General features: G+C 57.8%; 15 protein-coding genes. 9 read left to right on the forward strand and 6 right to left on the reverse strand.

The features are described 5' to 3' along the window. The first annotated feature begins 62 nt into the window (after nucleotides 1-62). The 8 genes from VHD36_09610 to VHD36_09645 all read left to right on the forward strand — a co-directional run bounded on the left by VHD36_09610 (nucleotide 63) and on the right by VHD36_09645 (nucleotide 8319). Complete coding sequence (locus tag VHD36_09610; GenBank protein ID HVU87568.1) at nucleotides 63-1403, forward strand: dockerin type I domain-containing protein; 1341 nt, start codon at nucleotides 63-65, stop codon at nucleotides 1401-1403. Next, nucleotides 1366-1905 carry a hypothetical protein gene (locus VHD36_09615; protein HVU87569.1) on the forward strand — a complete coding sequence of 180 codons (540 nt, stop codon included), beginning with the start codon at nucleotides 1366-1368 and terminating at the stop codon, nucleotides 1903-1905. The genes VHD36_09610 and VHD36_09615 overlap by 38 nt, the downstream gene beginning before the upstream one ends. 32 nt (nucleotides 1906-1937) lie before the next feature. Continuing rightward, nucleotides 1938-3041: a DPP IV N-terminal domain-containing protein gene (locus VHD36_09620; GenBank protein ID HVU87570.1), complete on the forward strand. Its 1104-nt coding sequence runs from the start codon at nucleotides 1938-1940 to the stop codon at nucleotides 3039-3041. Between the two features lie 102 nt (nucleotides 3042-3143). Then, the gene (locus VHD36_09625; protein ID HVU87571.1) at nucleotides 3144-3908 is read left to right on the forward strand and encodes a phytanoyl-CoA dioxygenase family protein; all 765 of its coding nucleotides are present in this window, start codon (nucleotides 3144-3146) and stop codon (nucleotides 3906-3908) included. A 46-nt stretch (nucleotides 3909-3954) separates the two neighbouring features. Continuing rightward, nucleotides 3955-4689 (forward strand): RraA family protein, encoded by a 735-nt coding sequence (locus VHD36_09630; GenBank protein HVU87572.1) that lies wholly within the window; start codon nucleotides 3955-3957, stop codon nucleotides 4687-4689. A gap of 91 nt (nucleotides 4690-4780) precedes the next feature. Continuing rightward, the gene (locus VHD36_09635; GenBank protein ID HVU87573.1) at nucleotides 4781-6040 is read left to right on the forward strand and encodes an MFS transporter; all 1260 of its coding nucleotides are present in this window, start codon (nucleotides 4781-4783) and stop codon (nucleotides 6038-6040) included. Between the two features lie 9 nt (nucleotides 6041-6049). Then, entirely contained in the window at nucleotides 6050-6805 is a 756-nt protein-coding gene (locus VHD36_09640; protein HVU87574.1) for an alpha/beta fold hydrolase, read from the forward strand. Nucleotides 6806-7212: 407 nt separating this feature from the next. Next, nucleotides 7213-8319, forward strand: a complete 1107-nt coding sequence (locus tag VHD36_09645) for a hypothetical protein (protein ID HVU87575.1) — start codon at nucleotides 7213-7215, stop codon at nucleotides 8317-8319. Between the two features lie 341 nt (nucleotides 8320-8660). Here the strand turns inward: VHD36_09645 and VHD36_09650 are convergent, their stop codons facing one another. The 5 genes from VHD36_09650 to VHD36_09670 all read right to left on the reverse strand — a co-directional run bounded on the left by VHD36_09650 (nucleotide 8661) and on the right by VHD36_09670 (nucleotide 13698). After that, nucleotides 8661-9599: a hypothetical protein gene (locus tag VHD36_09650; GenBank protein HVU87576.1), complete on the reverse strand. Its 939-nt coding sequence runs from the start codon at nucleotides 9597-9599 to the stop codon at nucleotides 8661-8663. Next, nucleotides 9589-11466 carry a hypothetical protein gene (locus VHD36_09655; GenBank protein HVU87577.1) on the reverse strand — a complete coding sequence of 626 codons (1878 nt, stop codon included), beginning with the start codon at nucleotides 11464-11466 and terminating at the stop codon, nucleotides 9589-9591. Before VHD36_09655 ends, VHD36_09650 begins: the two co-directional genes overlap by 11 nt. A 144-nt stretch (nucleotides 11467-11610) precedes the next feature. Continuing rightward, nucleotides 11611-11913, reverse strand: coding sequence for a helix-turn-helix transcriptional regulator (locus VHD36_09660; GenBank protein HVU87578.1), 303 nt, complete (start codon nucleotides 11911-11913; stop codon nucleotides 11611-11613). Between the two features lie 156 nt (nucleotides 11914-12069). After that, entirely contained in the window at nucleotides 12070-12387 is a 318-nt protein-coding gene (locus VHD36_09665; protein ID HVU87579.1) for a helix-turn-helix transcriptional regulator, read from the reverse strand. Nucleotides 12388-12786: 399 nt separating this feature from the next. Next, on the reverse strand, nucleotides 12787-13698 hold the full coding sequence (locus VHD36_09670; GenBank protein HVU87580.1) for a zincin-like metallopeptidase domain-containing protein: 912 nt from the start codon (nucleotides 13696-13698) through the stop codon (nucleotides 12787-12789). A gap of 519 nt (nucleotides 13699-14217) precedes the next feature. Here VHD36_09670 and VHD36_09675 point away from each other — a divergent pair. After that, nucleotides 14218-15051, forward strand: coding sequence for a tetratricopeptide repeat protein (locus tag VHD36_09675; protein HVU87581.1), 834 nt, complete (start codon nucleotides 14218-14220; stop codon nucleotides 15049-15051). A 112-nt stretch (nucleotides 15052-15163) separates the two neighbouring features. On the opposite strand, the gene VHD36_09680 is transcribed toward VHD36_09675, so the two are convergent. Then, nucleotides 15164-17803, reverse strand: coding sequence for a hypothetical protein (locus VHD36_09680; GenBank protein ID HVU87582.1), 2640 nt, complete (start codon nucleotides 17801-17803; stop codon nucleotides 15164-15166). Between the last annotated feature and the right edge of the window lie 152 nt (nucleotides 17804-17955).

The following is a 17955-nucleotide window of genomic DNA, read 5'->3' on the forward strand; positions in this document are numbered from 1 at the left end:
GGACGAATCCGTTTTCAACGGAGTGCACCAGGGGCCTCTTGTGGTGGGCAAGGGGCTGCCTGGTGCAATTCGCGCTCAATACACTTTGTTTGTTGATCGTCCCTGCCTCGGGTGACGAGTTGGTCTATTCCACACAGGTTTGGAATGGTGATCCGAATACAGAACGTGAATCCACGATTCGCACGATCAGCGACACCGGCTACGGCGATTCAATGCTTTTGAATCTGGGGGGCGATACGACCTATCCGCATTTCAGCGCCGATGGTCAGTGGCTCTATTTCCAATCCGACTTTTCTGGTCAATACGAGGTGTATCGCAGCCTGCCTGATGGGAGCCAGGTCACGCAAGTCGGCGATCCCGCCGCATTCGGCGCGCAATACTTCCGATCCTATGGCTACTCACTCTCGGGCGATTCCAGCAAGATGGTCTACACCATCTTCGACGGGATCGAGGCCAAGGCCGTTTACGCGAACGCCGACGGGAGCGACGCGCAGCTCGTCGCGCCGCAGTTGGGTTTCACGTATATGGCCAGCCTTAACCAATCGGGCAACCAGGTTGTGTTTTCAGGACCAGCCGAGAACTATGAATTGCTCACGGCCAGCGTGCCCAACGGTCAGCCGTCTATTCTCACACCGGATCTGCCGCAATCGTACGTGCCGCAATTCACTCCTGACGGCAAAACCGTCGTGTTTCTGCGCATCGACGGAAACATCTACTCCGAAGACCTCGCGACGCTGCAGGTCCATCAATTGACTCAGAACAACGGCTATGTGGAGTTGCATTGGAATGCGACGGACCAGCATGGTTCATCCGATGGTCCCTCGATTTCTCCCGACGGCCAGCACATTGCCTATATCGGCCTGGTGAACGGCGTGGCGCAAGTATTCACGATGAATCTCGACGGTACGAATCAGCGGCAACTGACCTTCGGCAGCACCGACAGCGGGCGCGTCGTGTGGAGTCCCGACGGCAAGGAGCTGGCATTTGTCACGTTCATTAACGGTTATCCGCAATTATTTGATATGCCCTCGACCGGCGGTACTCCTTTGCAACTGACGAACGTTCCCGGCGGCGGTGTCTACTGGGTGCAATGGGAGCCAACGACGCTGCCTGGCGACTTCAATCATGATGGTATGGTCAACGCGGCCGACTATTCGATTTTGATGAGTCACTGGCAGCAATCTGGTGTCGGGCCCAGTGGCGGAGACCTCAGCGGCGATGGTACGGTCGGTATCGAAGATTTCGCATTGTTCAAAGATGATTACCTGGCGGCGAATGGCAGTGGCGCGTCCTTTGCGGTGCCCGAACCGAGTTCTTTGGCAACGACGATTGTGGCGTTGATCGCTGTCGGTCGGTGGCGGAAACGTGAGCGCGCCACAGCTCGGCATGGCATGGTCGGATGAAAAGGGGTCTGAAATGGCAGGCCAGCGATGTCAAACGTTTGCTTACCTCCGGTCGCAGGCCGCGTCTCTTGTTTCCGATCGTGGGCGCAAGCGGCCATCAATAAGTCCCTGGCTCGGCTGCACAGTACTGGCGATACTGTCCGGCTGTAGCCGCGTCGATACCGTGCCGATGTCGGGCCGCGTTACGCTGGATGGTCAACCGTTGAAGGTGGGTGTGCTGACTCTGGAGCCGGACGATCCGTCAAGGGGCACCTCGACCGGCGCCGCGATTGAAAATGGCGAGTACTCGATCGCCCGTGAAAAGGGACCCAAGCGGGGTGTCAACTATCGAGTGACGATTTCCTCAATCGATCGCACCGGTCTCCAAGACTGGGAGGTTGCCAAGGATAAGATTCCACCCCGATACAATCATCAATCGGAGCTTTCGACTTTCGTTCCGCCCGACGCTTCGAAAGTCACGCAGGATTTTGAGTTGATCTCAGAGAAGCCTAAGAAGCGTTAACATAATCGCACATCCCCCATGGGGACAATGAAATGCAACGACGAATACTATCCATCGTCTGGCTGATAGGCCTGATAATTCCCTCCGCACCGGCGAACGCCGCGGATTCGTTGGGTTCTCTGGCGTTTGCCGAGTTGAGATTCGAGGGAGAGTACGGCAGCGATCTGTACAACGGCAAGGCAACCGCGCCGGCGACCGGCGCGATCTATTCGATCCGGGAAGACGGCTCTGGATTGCAGCCCTTGGCAGACGTCGGCGGAGTGACGACGTACCCGCGCTACAGCCCCCAAGGTGATTGGCTGTACTTTCAATCCAACGCGAGCGGCCAATCGCAGGTCTATCGCTGCCGAGCGGACGGCACCGAGGTTGTGAATCTGTCGGCTTCGCGCGGCCTGGGGCCGGAGTGGAGCACGGCCTTTGGCTGCGCGCTGTCGGCCAACGGTGAGCGGCTGGTTTATTCCGTGCAAGGGGGCAGTCCCACGCCGCGCATTGTCGCGTGTCAGGCCGATGGGCAAAGCGCTGCGTGGGTGGCACCCGATCTGGGTTACATCTATATGGCCTCACCGGATGCCACCGGGGCCCGGATTGCTTTCTCGGGGCCAGCGCGTGAGTATCGACTCTCGATCAGCGAGCGACCGTTCGCCGAGGCCCGGCTGCTGACGCCCGATCATCCCGATTCCTACGTCCCGCAATTCACGCGCGACGGGGAGTCGCTCTTGTTTCTGCGAAAGGACGGAGATCTCTATTCTGTCGATATCGCCAGCACCAAAGTTCGCCGCTTGACGCAGGGCAACGACTATGTCGAGTTCCATCTATCGCCAAAAGATTTGCACGGGTCGACCGACGGCCCGCACCTTTCGCCCGATGGAAAACGGGTGGCGTATATCGCCAGGCGCGATGGCGTGCCGCAGGTGTGCATGATGAATCTCGACGGTACCGAGCAGCGGCAGATTACGCATCGAAACTCCCCCTGCGGGCGCGTGCGCTGGAGCCCAGATGGACGGCGCTTGGCCTTTGTCTCCTTCGAGCCGACGCGTCCGCAGTTATTTATCATCAGCGCGGCTGGCGGCGAGCCGAAACAGATCACCAAGGTCGAGGGAGCCGTGTACTGGATGGATTGGCGCCCGGAATCGTAGCCCGAGAGTGCGACTGTGGGTGCACATACGCGATCGCCAAAGCACGGTGTATTGCGATGATCATTAAGACAATGCTCTGATGGATGTTGGGGGAGCGTTTTCATGGCAACTGCCGGTGTCGATGAGCATTTCAAGGCGGATTTCGATCGCAACGGATTCGTCGTGATACCTGGTTTTCTGGCGGCAGAAGACTTTGCTGAATTACGTCACAACTTGGATCGCTACATTCGCGAAGTCGTCCCTGGCCTTTCCGACGGCGATGCTTTCTACGAATGCCGTGAGCAGCCCGAAACTCTCAAGCAATTGCAGCGCATGAGTGGCGATCCGTACTTTGCCGATTATCGCTTCCACCCTCGCTGGGTCGCATTGGCGGAAACGTTACTGGGTGAACCAGCGAACGCGGAGCCGCCGGAATGGTTCAACAAGCCCCCTCGCACGAACCACGTTACGCCGCCGCATCAGGACAATTATTACTTCTGTCTGACGCCGCCTAGTGTGCTGACGATTTGGCTGGCGCTCGATGACGTCGACGCCGAGAACGGATGTCTGCGCTTTGTCGCGGGATCGCATCGGCGCGGCTATCGCGCGCATTGCACGTCGGCGATCTTGGGATTTTCGCAAGGAATCAACGACTATGCGGCCGCAGATTTTGTGCAAGAGGTTGCCGCCCCTGTGCGTGCCGGAGACGCGGTGGTTCACAGCGGCATGACGATCCACCGCGCGGATGCGAATCTGTCCCTGACGCGCCAGCGCCGCTCGTTCGCGATGGTCTTCAAGGGTGTGTCGTGTCAGCGCGATGAAGCTGCCTATGGGCGGTACCGAGCCGCGGCGCGCCAACAACGTAAGGAACTCGGATTGAAGGCGTAGCGCAGAAAGCGCGCCAAAGTATTGCCTAACAGGAACAGAGATGACCATGATCGAGCGACACGTTCTTGAGCAGTTAGCAAGTTTCGATACGGCATTGCTGGCAAACACCATCGGGTACATCGACGACACGCCCGCCGCCGAACTCTACGTGAGCGCCGCGATTAAATGCGTCACGCCCTCGCTGCCTCCCAGCGTTGGGATCGCCTTCACCTGCGAATTAGACAGTAGTACTCCCGGCAATGTGGCGGATGTCGATCGGTATTGGGAGCAGATGGAGGAAATGTCCAAGTGCTCGCTGCCCATCGTGTGGGTCGTGAAGGCGGTGGGATCGCGGCCCGAGCATGAGTGTGTCCTTGGCGATGGCATGGCCAAGACGCTGCACTCCGTCGGCTGTGGCGCTTTGGTCTCGGACGGTTATGTGCGCGACGTGCAGGGGCTATTGCAGGTGCCTTTTGCCGCCTATTGTCGTGGCAGGGCCATTCATCATTGTGCCTTGCGGTTCACGGCGGTGAACCGGCCCGTCGAAATCGGCGGCCTGATGATTCGCCCGGGCGACGTGATTCACGCTAATGAAGAAGGAGTGATTCGCATCCCGCAATCGTGTCTACTTTCTTTGAACGAAGGTGCCACGCGCATGCGAGCCTTCGAGCAGGAAGCTCACCGCATGCTCGTGCGCACCGATCTGTCGCTCAGCCAGAAACGGGATGCGGTGCAGGATCTCATTGCTGAATACGGATTTGCCGACTGCGTTGCTGGCAAAACCACTCGATCGAATTCCTAGCCGCGTCGAACTACCCCAGCCCGTATGATGCCTGACAACACATGCAGCTTGGCTCCGCCGGTTCGATAGCCGCCGGCGCGCTTAGGTCACCATGAACAGAAGCTCCTTGACTTCCAACGTCTGGTTGATCGTCGCGCTACTTTGGATCGTGGCCTGCCTGAACTATCTCGACCGCATGATGATCACCACCATGCGTGTGTCATTGATCGAGGCGGTACCCATGACGGACGCGCAATTCGGGCTGCTCACCAGCGCGTTCTTGTGGGTGTACGGCGCCCTCAGCCCGCTGGCGGGCTATCTGGCCGACCGAGTTGGACGAAGTCGGGTGATCGTGCTCAGTCTGTTCGTCTGGTCAGCCGTCACCTGGCTGACCGGACGTGCCGAGACCTTCGAGCAGTTGTTGGCGGCCCGAGCCCTGATGGGCGTGAGCGAGGCTTGCTACATTCCTGCGGCGCTCGCATTGATTGCCGACGCGCACGGTAGCGCCACTCGTTCCCTGGCGACCGGAATCCATATGACGGGCATCTTCGTCGGATCGGCTTTAGGTGGTCTCGGCGGGATACTCGCCGAGCGTTATGGTTGGAGCACTCCCTTCACTTACTTTGGCGCGTTCGGGATGTTCTATGCAGTTTTGTTGGCGTTCGCTTTCCGCAGAGTGTCGCCGCCCGATACTGCTACCTCGGAACACGGCGCGTCATCGATCGCTTTCGGCGAAGCGTTGCAGAGTCTGCTCAGTCGTGGCTCATTCTGGGTGTTGGCTGTTTACTGGGGACTGTTGGGCGTCGCGGGGTGGGTGATCGGTGCCTGGATGCCGACTTATTTGAACGAAGAATTTCATTTGAGCCAGGGCGCGGCCGGTATCTCGGCCACCGGTTACTTGCAGGCAGCCGCACTCGTGGGCGTGCTTTTCGGCGGCGCTTGGGCAGATCGCTGGAGCCGCACGAATCGCCGCGGACCCATTCTCGTGCCAGCGCTGGGCCTTTGCCTGGCAGCGCCCGGGATCTTGCTGGCGGCCAGTTCCACCTGGCTGTACGGCGCTATTCTCGGATTGACCATTTATGGGTTCACGCGCACGTTCGCGGACGCCAACATGATGCCCATCCTGTGCCTGGTTTCCGACGAACGCTATCGTGCCACCGGTTACGGCATTCTTAACCTGGTCTCGAGCCTGGTCGGCGGCGTCGGCGTTTACGCCGGCGGGGCGCTGCGCGATCGAGACGTGGGCTTGACGTCGATTTTCCTGTTCGTCGGGTTACTGCTGGTCGTTTGTGCGATGCTCTTATCTCTTGTGCGGCTTGCCGGAACTGACCTGCGGAGTGATGCCGCCCTAACGCCAGTCACCGCCGACTGAGGAAAATGCATGACCACGGTCCAAATAAATCAAACCAAGGATGGCGTACGCTTCGGAACCTGGAGCCTCGAGGTCGCCCGTCCCGCCCCCCTCCTGCTTGTGCTCGCCAATTCCATCGAAGGCACGCTGGGCGATCCGTATTTCCGCCAGTGTGGAAATCAACTGGCCCAGCAAGGTTTTGTCTGCGCCTCGCTTGATTTACCGTGCCATGGGCAGGAGCGCCACGCGGGCGAGCCGGAGGGCATGGACGGCTGGCGACAGCGATTTGACAAGGGAGAAGATTTTATCGGCCGCTTCGTCAACCGCGCGAAGTTGGTCCTTGATCATCTCATCAATGAACGTATCGCGGACCCGCAGAAGATTGCGCTGGTGGGCACGTCGCGAGGGGCGTTCGCCGCTGCCCATCTGATGGCCGCCGATCCGCGCGTGCAATGCGCTGCGCTCATTGCACCGCTTATTGAATTCGAGACTTTGGTCGAATTTCACGCTCCTGAGAAACCGGAAGCGCTACAGGCCCAGTCGCTCATAGCCTTGGCGCCGCGGTTGGCTGGCCGGCGCATCTGGATCGTCATCGGTGATCAGGATGCACGCGTCGGTACGGATCGTGCCATCGCCCTGGCCCGCAACTTGACGACCGCCGCCTGCGCGCAGCACAAGCCGTCGCAGGTCGAACTGCACGTCCTGCCCGAGCCCCGCGGGCATACTACGCCGGCCGGCGCCGCCGAGGCGAGCGCCGTATGGATCTGGCAGCAGTTGCAACTTTAGGGGTCAAGCATTCGAACTGCAGGCTCCAGCACGAACTCGAAGGCAGGGGCGTGATGAGAAGACGAGCGAGGGACTCGGGAACGATCCGGCAGGTAACTTGGCAGCCGCGAACGTACGCTCGGCTGACGACGCTTGGCTAAATGCTTGTCCCGCCTCGTGTCGCCGATTACTTTGTTATTGCCTCTCTAGTGGCATTTGGCTCGCGCATTCTTCGGCAAAAGCTACTGACGAATCTCTTCTGTAACGCCGGATTGCCTCCCCTGATCCGTGGTCGAAGCAATCGCATCCGGTGATTCAGTAGCCAACTTTGCAGTCGTTTCGGCGCATGGTGCGCCGTGACAGGTGCCTCGTAGTCGTCAGTCGCCATGTGGAAGCTTCGTAGACTCATTCCGGGTGCATTACTCTGTGTGGCAGTCCTAAGACCGGCTATCGGCCGACCCGCCACGTACACCTTCCAGGCGCTCGGCAGCTTGAACGGCGCAACGAACTACAACAGTAATGCCACGGCCCTGTCGGCGGACGGCTCTGTCGTCGTTGGCAGAATTGCTGGCGGCGGAATTCCTGGTCAGGGATTCTTCTGGACTAAGGCCGGCGGAATGGTCGGCCTTGGCCATTTGCCGGGCGCTCCGTTTGGCGCGGGCGCCAACGCCGTGTCCGCCGACGGATCCATTGTGGTCGGAGAAGACGGTTCATTCCCGCCGGATGCCTTTCGCTGGACCGCGGGCGGAGGAATCTCGAACCTCGGCAATCTTCCGGGCGGCAGCATGCCGAACGCCGCCGAGGGCATTTCGGCAGACGGCACGACGATCGTCGGTATCGGTACTTCATCGCAAGGCACCGAAGCGTTCCGCTGGACAGCGGCCACGGGCATGGTGGGGCTGGGCGCCTTGCCCGGTGGCACGTTCAATAGCGAGGCCCTCGCCATCTCCGCCGATGGTTCGGTCATCGTCGGAGGAACAAGTTCGGCCGCCGGAACCCAAGCTTTCCGTTGGACTCAAGCCGGCGGCATGGTAGGACTCGGCGATTTTCAAAACACGGTTTTGAATAGCACTGCCTTGGGAGTTTCCGCCGATGGTTCGGTCATCGTTGGAGATGGCACTTCCACTGCCGGTACCGAGGCATTCCGCTGGACAGCCGCGGGCGGGATGATTCCGCTGGGATATTTGCACGCGGGCGACTCGAGTAGCTACGCCCGCGGCGTCTCGGCCGACGGTCGAACGATCATTGGCGATTCGGGTCACACGGCGATTTTGTGGACACCTGACACCGGCATGCAGGATGTAAAAAGTCTGCTGTTGGCGCACGGCGTGAGCCAGGTCGCCGGATGGCAGTTGACCGTGGGGGCGGCCATCTCCGCCGATGGTCACACAATCGCAGGAACCGGCGTCAGCCCGGCGGGCCTGAGCGAAGCCTGGTTCGCGACCATCCCCGAGCCGCCGAGCATTGTTTTTGTCGCGGTCGCGCTGCTTTCCGCAGCACGATTCTCGGCTTACCGGAAACGCGATCGCTGTTAATCGCATCCTTCTAAACGAGGCACGTCGATGGCTGCCTGCGAACGGGGGCAGCGTGCTTTATGTGATTTCACGGTCGCGCCAGTGCATTGTCGTAAGTGTCGAGCCTGTCAACAAAAACAGCCCGCTGACAACTCATGTCAACGGGCTGCAAGAGTGGAGCGGAAGGGAGTCGAACCCTCGACCTCTGCATTGCGAAGGACTCGGGCAGTCTGCGGTTAGTTGTCAAAACCGTATCGTAGCAAAGACTTTCGGCGGATCAAAGGGTTGGACGAATTTGTCGTAAGTCGAACAGATTGATTAGGCGAAACGGATTCAGGGTACGTTAAGGGTATGCGGTACTCTCAGCCGGATTCGTTCGCTCCTTTCACAACCCAAGCTTTCTGAACGTGAAAGCCAGCCTTATACGATATCTGCCCAGTCTTGCTACTTGACCAATCCTCTTGCCGCCATTCGAACTTGTCGTGCGGGGGATCGATCGGGGTGCTCATGGGACAATAGGGCATCGCCGGAATGGTAACTCTTCCCTTAAGGATTTGCGTGTCGGCGGGACAAAACGGCACAAAGAACTGAAAGCCGTGGTTCAGGACTTGGAGCATGCACCAAAGATATGGCTCAATGTTGGGCTGCTTCCTTCGCAATAGAACGACTCTACTTTTGAACGCGTCGCTAGGACCGCTCCGAAAGGACTTCAGTACCAGTGCGGCGGGGGGGTAAGGGCTTTCCCCAGTCATGATCCATTGAATGGCCGGACGACATTCCGACAACTGGGTACGAGGACAAATCGAACACGCAATCTTGACGAGGGCCTTGAACGCTTCAAGCGGAATGTGCTTTGCCGACAAAGCGTCCGTTGGCAACTCAAAGGAAAAGGATGCACCGCCTGCGGCTGCTGCCTTTTCGAAAAGTTCTTTGTTGGTGAGGACGAAGTGCTGCTTTCCCTTCGGGTGCTCGATGCCCATTGTGCCACTGGGAGTCTTATAGCTTGGCGCTCCGTCTTTACCCTTCACCTGGGTGACCGATCTCAGAAAGTCCAGCCGATTGCCTAGATGATTCTCAATTCCTTCGCCGAAACGCGAGTTGCAGTCGATGCACTCGTTTTTCGTGCGGATAGTCTTGTTGCCAAGGCATTCTGGAATGGCGTGCGCCTTCTTCTTTTTGAATATTACATCCTCAGATTTCGCTCGGCCGCAAAAGCGGCACCGCTGTCCAGCGGGATCGGATGGATCGTGGTCAATGATCCACGTCAGGCGTTTTGTCACGAATGGATAGTCAACGACCACCTCGTATCGGTTGGCGTAATACGCCGTCGCATCTTGCGCTCGTTTTCCAGATGGCATCGAATCGCCTGCGTTTTGACAATTTCAACGCTCTCGTTGATACGGCGAGAAGTAATGCAGTGACGGCTGCCAAGCCAGTCGATGGTTCTGGCACGTTCACAGGCGTCAGCAAGAACGCCGTTGTCCTGCCATTGAGAATGCCCTCGCCAACAATCTGGCCCGAGTCGTTGATTCCAGTTGCTTGCTCAAGAACCCAACCTGACTTTTGTGGCACCAACGAGTTCAGGTCAAACATTGTACCATCGTTATAGACGAAGGCATGGCCACCGCCTCCAGCGAGATCTGAACCGCCTACCACTTGGCCGCTCTCATTGATCGCGAAGGCTGCGCTTGCACTGCTGGCTCCTCCTAATGAGCCAAGATCGATCATCGCGCCATTGGAAATGAGAAATGCATGCTCCGGGCCGATGTCTGCTATGTAGGAATAACCGACGATCTGTCCGTGGCTGTTAATACCATCTGCGACGCTCAACGATCCTCCGAGCGTACCAAGGTCATGCAGGGTTCCATTGCTGTAAAGGAATGCACGTCCGCCGCCGGAAGACACAGAGCCCTCGGAACTGCCCACGATCTGGCCAATGGAGTTGATGGCCAGTGCGCCGCCCTGGTTATCTTCTGGCAACAAGCCCAGGTCCTTTATTGACCCTCCGCTGTAGACGACTGCCGATGAAAAGGCGAAGCCCGGACCGGAATAGCCGGACGACCCTACAATTTGGCCGGCGTCATTGATTGCCCTGGCACTACTGAAGGTACCAAAAGAGTCGTTCGGCAGCGTGCCAAGGTCTTGCAACGTGCCGCCGCTGTAGAGAAAAGCGTGCGTGGAACCAGCCGCGGTACTCGCATAGCCCACGATCTGGCCATTGGCATTGATCCCGGCGGAATAACTTTGTGTTCCTCCGAGCGTGCCGAGGTCCTGCATTGCGCCATTACTGTAGAGAAATGCGTGCTGGGTGCCTGATGACGTTCCGGCATAACCAACGACTTCCCCGCTGCTGCTAATTCCAGTTGCAGCACTGTAGGTGCCCCCGGGAAGAAAGCCTAAATCGGTTATGACGTAGGTCGTGGCTGCACGGGCGAATGGTGCGTTAATAGCGGCGGCAAGGAGTAACGCGACGACCGTCGGACCAAGCCGCCTCCGACCCGCCCATAGAGCTGCTGCCCCAATTAAACCAGTGACCGCGAGCATAACCGACTCCGGTTCGGGCACTGCTGTCACAACGCGAAAATCGTCGGGGGCGCCAGTATCACGAAAGCCGAACGTCACCGTGTGGCGGTCGGCGCTAAGCGTGATTTGGTCGTTGGAGTCCTTTCCTACCCCTCCGCCTACGATCTCTAATCCTTCGACCTGCTGCCCGGTGACGGAATTGTCGTAGGTCGTTCCGGAAAATCCGAGGATCGCATTGGAGTCCTCTAGGGATTGTGACAACACGATCAATCCCAAAATGCTTTGATCAAAGGTGATCGAACCCGACGCTGTGACGGGATTCGTCGGTGCACCGACAGCGTCGAAATGGACGAAGTAGCTGCTGACACGCGTGCCCGCAGAAACGCTCCCGGCAGAGAGATTCTGAACGCCGTTAAATGGCGAGGTGCCAGGGGTGGAAATGTCGATGGTCAAAGCCTGCGTCAAAACAGTGTTTTGTTTTTCCGGAAATGCCCAGATGACTGTGTCGCTCTCCAGTTTTCCTTCGGAAACGTCGGCCGGCGGACTGATAAGAGTTACCGAAGAACTCATTTGGATTGGTCCGGCATAGACGATTGCAGGCAAGGACAAAATGAGAATCAGAACCGGCACGGCGCGCGAAATCATAGCTGTCTCCAGGTGCGAGATGAAGGAATGAGCCCGGCTTCCAACGAGTAATTCAGCCGGAGCTGATGAGTGAAGGTTCGGCTGCGGGTTGCCGAACTTGAGCGTTAAGGCAACTCGGTTTGGCTCATTAGCACTCGTGGAGATTCACTTTGAGTCGTTGTGGTCCCAAGGAAATCGTTCGGGGTCGCATATATGCCGAAATACCCAGAAGGTTTGGCAGACGATGCTGATGCGTCCCTTCGCTGCAAGCCTGGACTTGCATTCCTCCATGTGCGTCCGCACCGTGCAGTGCTCGATGTTTAGTGCGGCAGCGATCTCCTTGTCGGTACGGCATTGCAGGACCAGTCCGACAATCTCGGCCTGACGTGGTGACAGCCGCAGCGCATGAACGATTGCATCCCATTCGTCCTGGCTGAACAGCGGCGGTAAACATCCCCCATCGTCCACGGCGGCCTCTTGCTGACCGGACTTCCGGAATCGCGTTTACTGCGTGGATTCCGATTGTCCGGGCGAGCTTCCATGCCCGCGGCTGGCGAAGCTTCCATGCAGAGATGCGAGGATAGTCCATGGCCAAACGCAGCGGCATCCTCATTGTTGAGGTCCTCATTTTTGAGGGGTCGGAAAATAGAGGCGGCGAAACGTCTCGAACACTCGGCAGGGAATTTGTCCTCGTGTGGCCACGCCGAGTCGTCGCCTAATCTCTTCAAGATGATCGCGAACAGTGTATGGGCTGATCTTCTTCTCCTTGCTCAGAATCGAAACGATCTCCGAGTCGCTCATGCCCTGCACGACGAGTCCGGTCACTTGAGCCATTCGTGGCGAGAGCATCAACTCAAGGACGATCCGCCGCCACTCTCCCAAGCTGAATACGCCAGGGCGGCTTTCATCGTCGGGTGCAAGTTGTGGCTCGCGTCCAGCCATTGCCCAGTGTCAGCCGATGCAGGTGTTCGTTCTTTCAAAAGGTACGGAGAATACTTTCTTGCCAAACGGTGCTTGTTGAGTCGTGTAGCAACCGCGTGCGTTTTGTATGGCAACGGTGCGTCAGTCGCAGTGGACACGCTATGGGCAGCGTGACTCCGTTCGCTCTTCTTCCTCGCGACGACAGACGGGGCAGAGCCCAATGAAGTTGGCCATCGGAAGGTCAGGGGCGAATTCGATCTCCGTCCAGCCGTCCGCCAATGCTTCTTCTTTTGAATCGAGATGCATTCCTGCATCGCATTCGGAGCAAACCAGCGAGAAGGGGACATTGTCGGAAGCGTTCAAACACATCACAGATTCCTTTGGTTTGGGGAAAGAAAAAATCAATAAGCGAGTGCTGGTTCAGGCAATGGAATGCGGCTGCAATCCGTGCAGGTAGTCCGCTGCCTTGCTCGCGTGCGAAGCGGCGGTAAAGATCGCCCGCTTGTCGTCTTTCAGCACCTTGAGCCAGTGCTCGATGTAGCTCGCATGGTCTGCCCGCACCTCCGGTGTGAGGCACAGATCGGCACAAAGAAAAGCGGAGCCAAGCTCGGCTACTAACTCTTCCATCGCGTAGCCTTCATCGCCCCGGCGTTTGCGGCCGAAGTCGTCTCGGTTCAGCCGCGACGGATGCCGCGTCCAATGAGTCAGCTCGTGAATCACCGTTGCGGCATGGCTCTCCGCATCGCGGAACGTCTCGAAGGGCGGCAATTGGATTCGGTCATCGCGAACCGAGTAATACGCCTGGTTCCCGCCGTAGCGAACCTCTGCGTTCGTGGCTGCGACAAATTGCTCGACGGCTTCGATGCGTTCGATCTTCTCCTTGGGCAGCTCGGCGAGCTGGTAGAAGTGCTGTGGCAGTCCCTCGCACTGGTCAGCGTTAAAGCAGACATACTGCTTGAGGAACGGCACCTCCTGCTCGATCTCCACGCCGGCGTCGTCCTTGTCCTTCTTCTTGAAAGTCGAGGCGTAAACAACCTGGCTGCCGTGTTCTCCTTTCTTCACGTGCCCGCCGAGTTCCTGTGCCTGCTTGAAAGTGAGCCAAAACGGCGAGAGGTAGCCGGATAGCTCGGCTTGCATCCACAACACAATGACGTTGATTCCTGAATAGGGTTGGGCGTTGTGACGAAGTGGACGCGAGATTCGCCCGGCAGCGTGCGTTGCATTCCAAGGCTTGAGCCAGGGCCTTGTGCCCGCCTCAAGTTGCTCAACGATGCGGTTGGTGACGCTGGTATAGATGTCAGGGCGTGCGGTCTTGTCGGTGGCGGTAGCCATGCTGAAATTCCTCCGTCTGAGAATGAAAAAAGTCCGGTGCCAAAAAAGCACATGCTTTTGGGCAACCGGGACGAAGGACCAAAAGCACGGGGGGAAGGCAGTCAAGGACGACCGGAGCGGAGGGCACCGATCTGCAACGCAGCGAAGCGGAGAGAAGATTGGGAGGAGCCGCGAGAGGTCGCGTGGCCCCGATCCTTGACGGCCTGGGGGTGTCCCCCTAAATCCGGTTCATGCGAGAAGCACTTCCTCTGTCACCGCAAGGTGTCCATCAGAGGCCGAAGACCGACGCACCATGCGGGCGGAAGGGGCCAAGCGTCGGCCGACCGTAGCGAAAGCGCAGCCCGAGAGCACGCGGTCGCCGAAGGCGAGGTGTTGATTGCCGAGTGCATCTTTGCCGACGATTCTGATAAAATGTCGGTCAACTGTCCCGGCAGTCGCGATCCTCGATCCTCAGGTAGAATTGCTAAGAGTGGATGAAAGAGCATCGCACTAACGCCCGTCGGTCCACGCGTGGCCAACATGAAAAGGGTCAAGCGCGCCGAGAAGCAGATCAACGTCGCAAGAGAGAGCGAGAAGAGCGCGGTCGTCGCCGCATTTAAGCGAGAAGAAGATATGGCAAAGGACGAACTGAATCGGAAAGTGGAACTCCTAATGGACCAGGGGAAGTGGAAGGCCGCGCGCACGCTTCTCGAAGATGCCCGGACAGTGAGCCCTGAGAGCCATTGGATTTTGACGCAATTGGCCGTGACCTTCTACGAGGAACACAATTATGCCGACGCACTGAAGTTGCTTCTAGCGTCGCTTGAATTTAAGGATGACTGCCCGCTTACACTCTGGAACCTGGCCGGGACGCTCGATGCCCTCGGTCAGTACGATGAAGCGCAGCGATTGTTTGTCTGGATTCTAAAATCCAAAAAACAAGCGGCAGATGATCCTTGTTGGGAGAGTGCCAAGTGGACGGCAACACTTAAAGCGGACGCGTTGTTTCGCCTAGGCGACACAGCAATGCATCAGGGAGACAAAAAAGGGGCGGCGAGGTTTTATCAGAACTATTTGAAACTGCTGCAGGCCGGTATTGAGGGTACGTACTCGGTTGCTGAGGTACCCGAAGAGGTTCGCGCGAAGCAGAGTGTAGTGAAGCCGCTGCCGACTAGGAAGACGGCAAGGAAGAAGGCCGCGACTGGCTCACTGGTGGCGCGCGTGTCGAGAGATACAAAAGGATCCTCTTTTCGGGTAATTCGAATTGGCTCCTTTCTTAAAAAGCACCTCAACGCATGGCAACAGCTTGTTGGCCAGTCACGACGACGGGCGGCGTCCGCTCGTAGAAAGCGTGTGGCCGGCTCAAAAGAATAATCGACGACAGTATGTCACCCGCCGATCTGCGGTGGGTCATCATCCGATCGTCGCTTATCGAGGCGGCCCGTATGGCCCAGGTGTGGTGGGTTCCTGCGCACAAGATCAGATCTCAGATCAAAAGGCCGTCGTCGTCGAGCGTGGAGGTGAGCTGTGTCCGGCGTACCCGCGTCTCTATCACTTCAACAGATCGCACAGATTGCAGCAATGACTCGGCCTCACCGGCGTCGATCTTGCAATAGCCTTGCGGGCAGTCACGCTCAAATAGATTGATGATGGCCTCGTAAATATGCGGCCGACGCTGCGCGGCCTCAATCGCGTTCGCCTGCATCCATTCGAACAGCCGCAAGACGAACTCTTCCGTAATGAAAATAATTCGAGTCGATGCCGCCTTGCCCTTCAGGCCTTCCTGGCCGCGAAGGAACTTGACCGCCTTGGCCATCTTCGCGTCGTCGAGGTTATTGGAGATGATGAGGTGGGCTTTGTAGGAGCCGTTTCTTCCGCTGACAGCCTGCTTGCTTCGAGCAAATCTGGTTATGTACTGAAGCATCTGGCGTCGTTCTTGCGCGCCGAAATCGTAGCCGGACACCGCGTTGGAATACTTGGCGTCGTACGTGAAATGCCATCCTTTCGCATCCTCGATTCTTTCGATATTGCGATAGTCCGGGATTGTAGCGAACCCGTCCGGTTCCTCCTTTCCGATACGCCCAAGGCGGAAAGAATATGGAAAGACGACTCGAAGCAAATTGAAGATTTCTGTTTCGTAGCGGGCGCCGTCCAAGCCGTCGCGATGCTCGGTTAGGATGGCGTAGGAATGACGCGCAGCTTTTTCAATTCGCTCCTTGTGGGTCAACAATAGGCTCTGAGCCATGTCACGGATTCGCCGGTCGCATTCGGCCTGTTCATCTGCGTTATCCTGCGCTGCGATCAGGTACGCCAGCGAGATGTGCCCCACATTGTCGAAGTCGACATAGACCCGCTTGTCGGTATGCGTCTGAACTATGACGATTGGCCGAGATGCGCGTTCGAATACATGCCTCGCTTGAGCGGTTGGCCGATCGGCAAATAGCACGCTGATCGACTCTTCTTCGCCGTCGCCCTCCCGGATGGAGAGAGCGTGATACCGAGTCGACTCTATTTGGCTCGGCTCTTTGTTTAGGACTCGCCCCGTGGCGCGTCCTGTGACAGTCTTGACGAGGTCGAGTATTTCCTGCTCAACCCTTTGGATTCCGGTGACGGTCCAATCGTCTAGTGTGTGATCGCACGTCTTGCAGGTTTCCCTTTCCTCGTCGGCAACAGGCTTGCCTCGCTCGCGGCAAAGATTGTTTTGACAACCCCTTACGGCATGCTCGATGCGACCGAGGTATCCCTTATCGCACAGCAGGTCGAATACCTGTTGATGATAGCCCTCGATATCCTCGATGCTGGCGACGCTCAACAAGTAAGCGATCAGGCTTACGTTTCCGAGCGGAACGATGGACGGATCAATTTGCCGATTGATCGGCAGGCCGAACGTTTTATGGAAGGCGGTTTCAAATTGCCGGACGTCGTCGGTAGCCCAGCCCGCATTGTCGAACACCAAACGGACGGCACCGCCCTTATCCGCCAGGGCACGTACGACTGCGGTCTTACCGTTGAAGGACAATGAAAGCGATTCGACATCTACTGGACCGCGAATGTCGAGAAGCGAGTAATCCAGAGAGTTCAGCAGCGCAAGGTCCTCGCGTATGGAACGCTGCATAAACCCTGCTTCGAGCGCGATGCTTCCGCGTCCAGGTAGTGCCGTACGAGAAAGTTTGGCGGCAACAATCTCAATACCGTGTTCCCGCGTGTAGCCACCCAGAATAGATTCTCGGACTTTGGCGGGGTCGTATTCCGTAAAGACTTGCTGGTGCAGTAATTCGAGATCGATGGACAAGTCCGCAGAGAAGAACTGCTCCAGGGCGACCGCGAGTTGCTTGTTGCCGCAGCGGAATTGCAAACGCTGCTCGGCGGGGTCGTGGCCGAAGACAATCAGACCGCAGTCGTTCACCACTTGATATTGTGAATCGTAGTCTCGTCGGACTTTTGAGCCATACTCACGAAGCAGCATCCAAACGGTCAGTCCGCTGGGCAAGGTATGATGGACCAAAGACGTGATGCCTCGGCGAGTAACTAGCTCAAGGCGGCGAATCAGCTGAGAGAGATTGCGAGTGACGAGCTTCGCAATCCCCTTCGCGTCAGACGCTGCAAGGGAGTACTCGAATGAAGTCGATCGCTTATGCCATGCTTCATAAACATAGACATCCAACAGCGCTTGCGGCCGCTTGCGATAGACCAAGAACAGCTTAGTGAGCGGCTTAAGAGTTTCGCGCGATGATCTCGAAAGCTGTTCGATGCTGGCGGCATGACCGCGGCGTTGTCGCTCGCTGAACACTTCCTGGTATGCCTGCTCAACCCATTCAGTCTTGCGTTTAAGGAATTCGCGAAGGTGTAGGACTGTTGGGATATCGGCCGCTGCGATCAGTGTCTGTGCCAGACGCAACTCGTCGGCGGCAGCGTCGTACGGCAGCAGACTCGATTCGCAAAGCGTACGTAGATTGCCCCGTCCTAATGAGGTCAGGGCGTTTTGAGCTGCCGCGAGACCTTCGTGGCTTCGATTGAACTGATCGGCCGCAGGAGGGTGAATTCCGATCTTCTGCCAGAATGAATCAGGCTCGGTGTCGATGAAAGCCGGCTTGCTTCTTCGCTTTGCGGCAGGCGCTCTGGACATGGCGACTTCCTTGCGCGGTGAGTGAAGGTGGGCGGCGCTTCCCCTGAGTATACGCATGTCACGTGCCAGCCGTGTTTTCGGCCAAATCTGGCAATTTTGGGGACTTTTGCTGCCGGTTTCCGGGTGCCGGCTGCCAAAATGACACCTTCACC

It is taken from the genome of Pirellulales bacterium, from assembly GCA_035546535.1.
Taxonomy (GTDB): Bacteria; Planctomycetota; Planctomycetia; order Pirellulales; family JACPPG01; genus JACPPG01.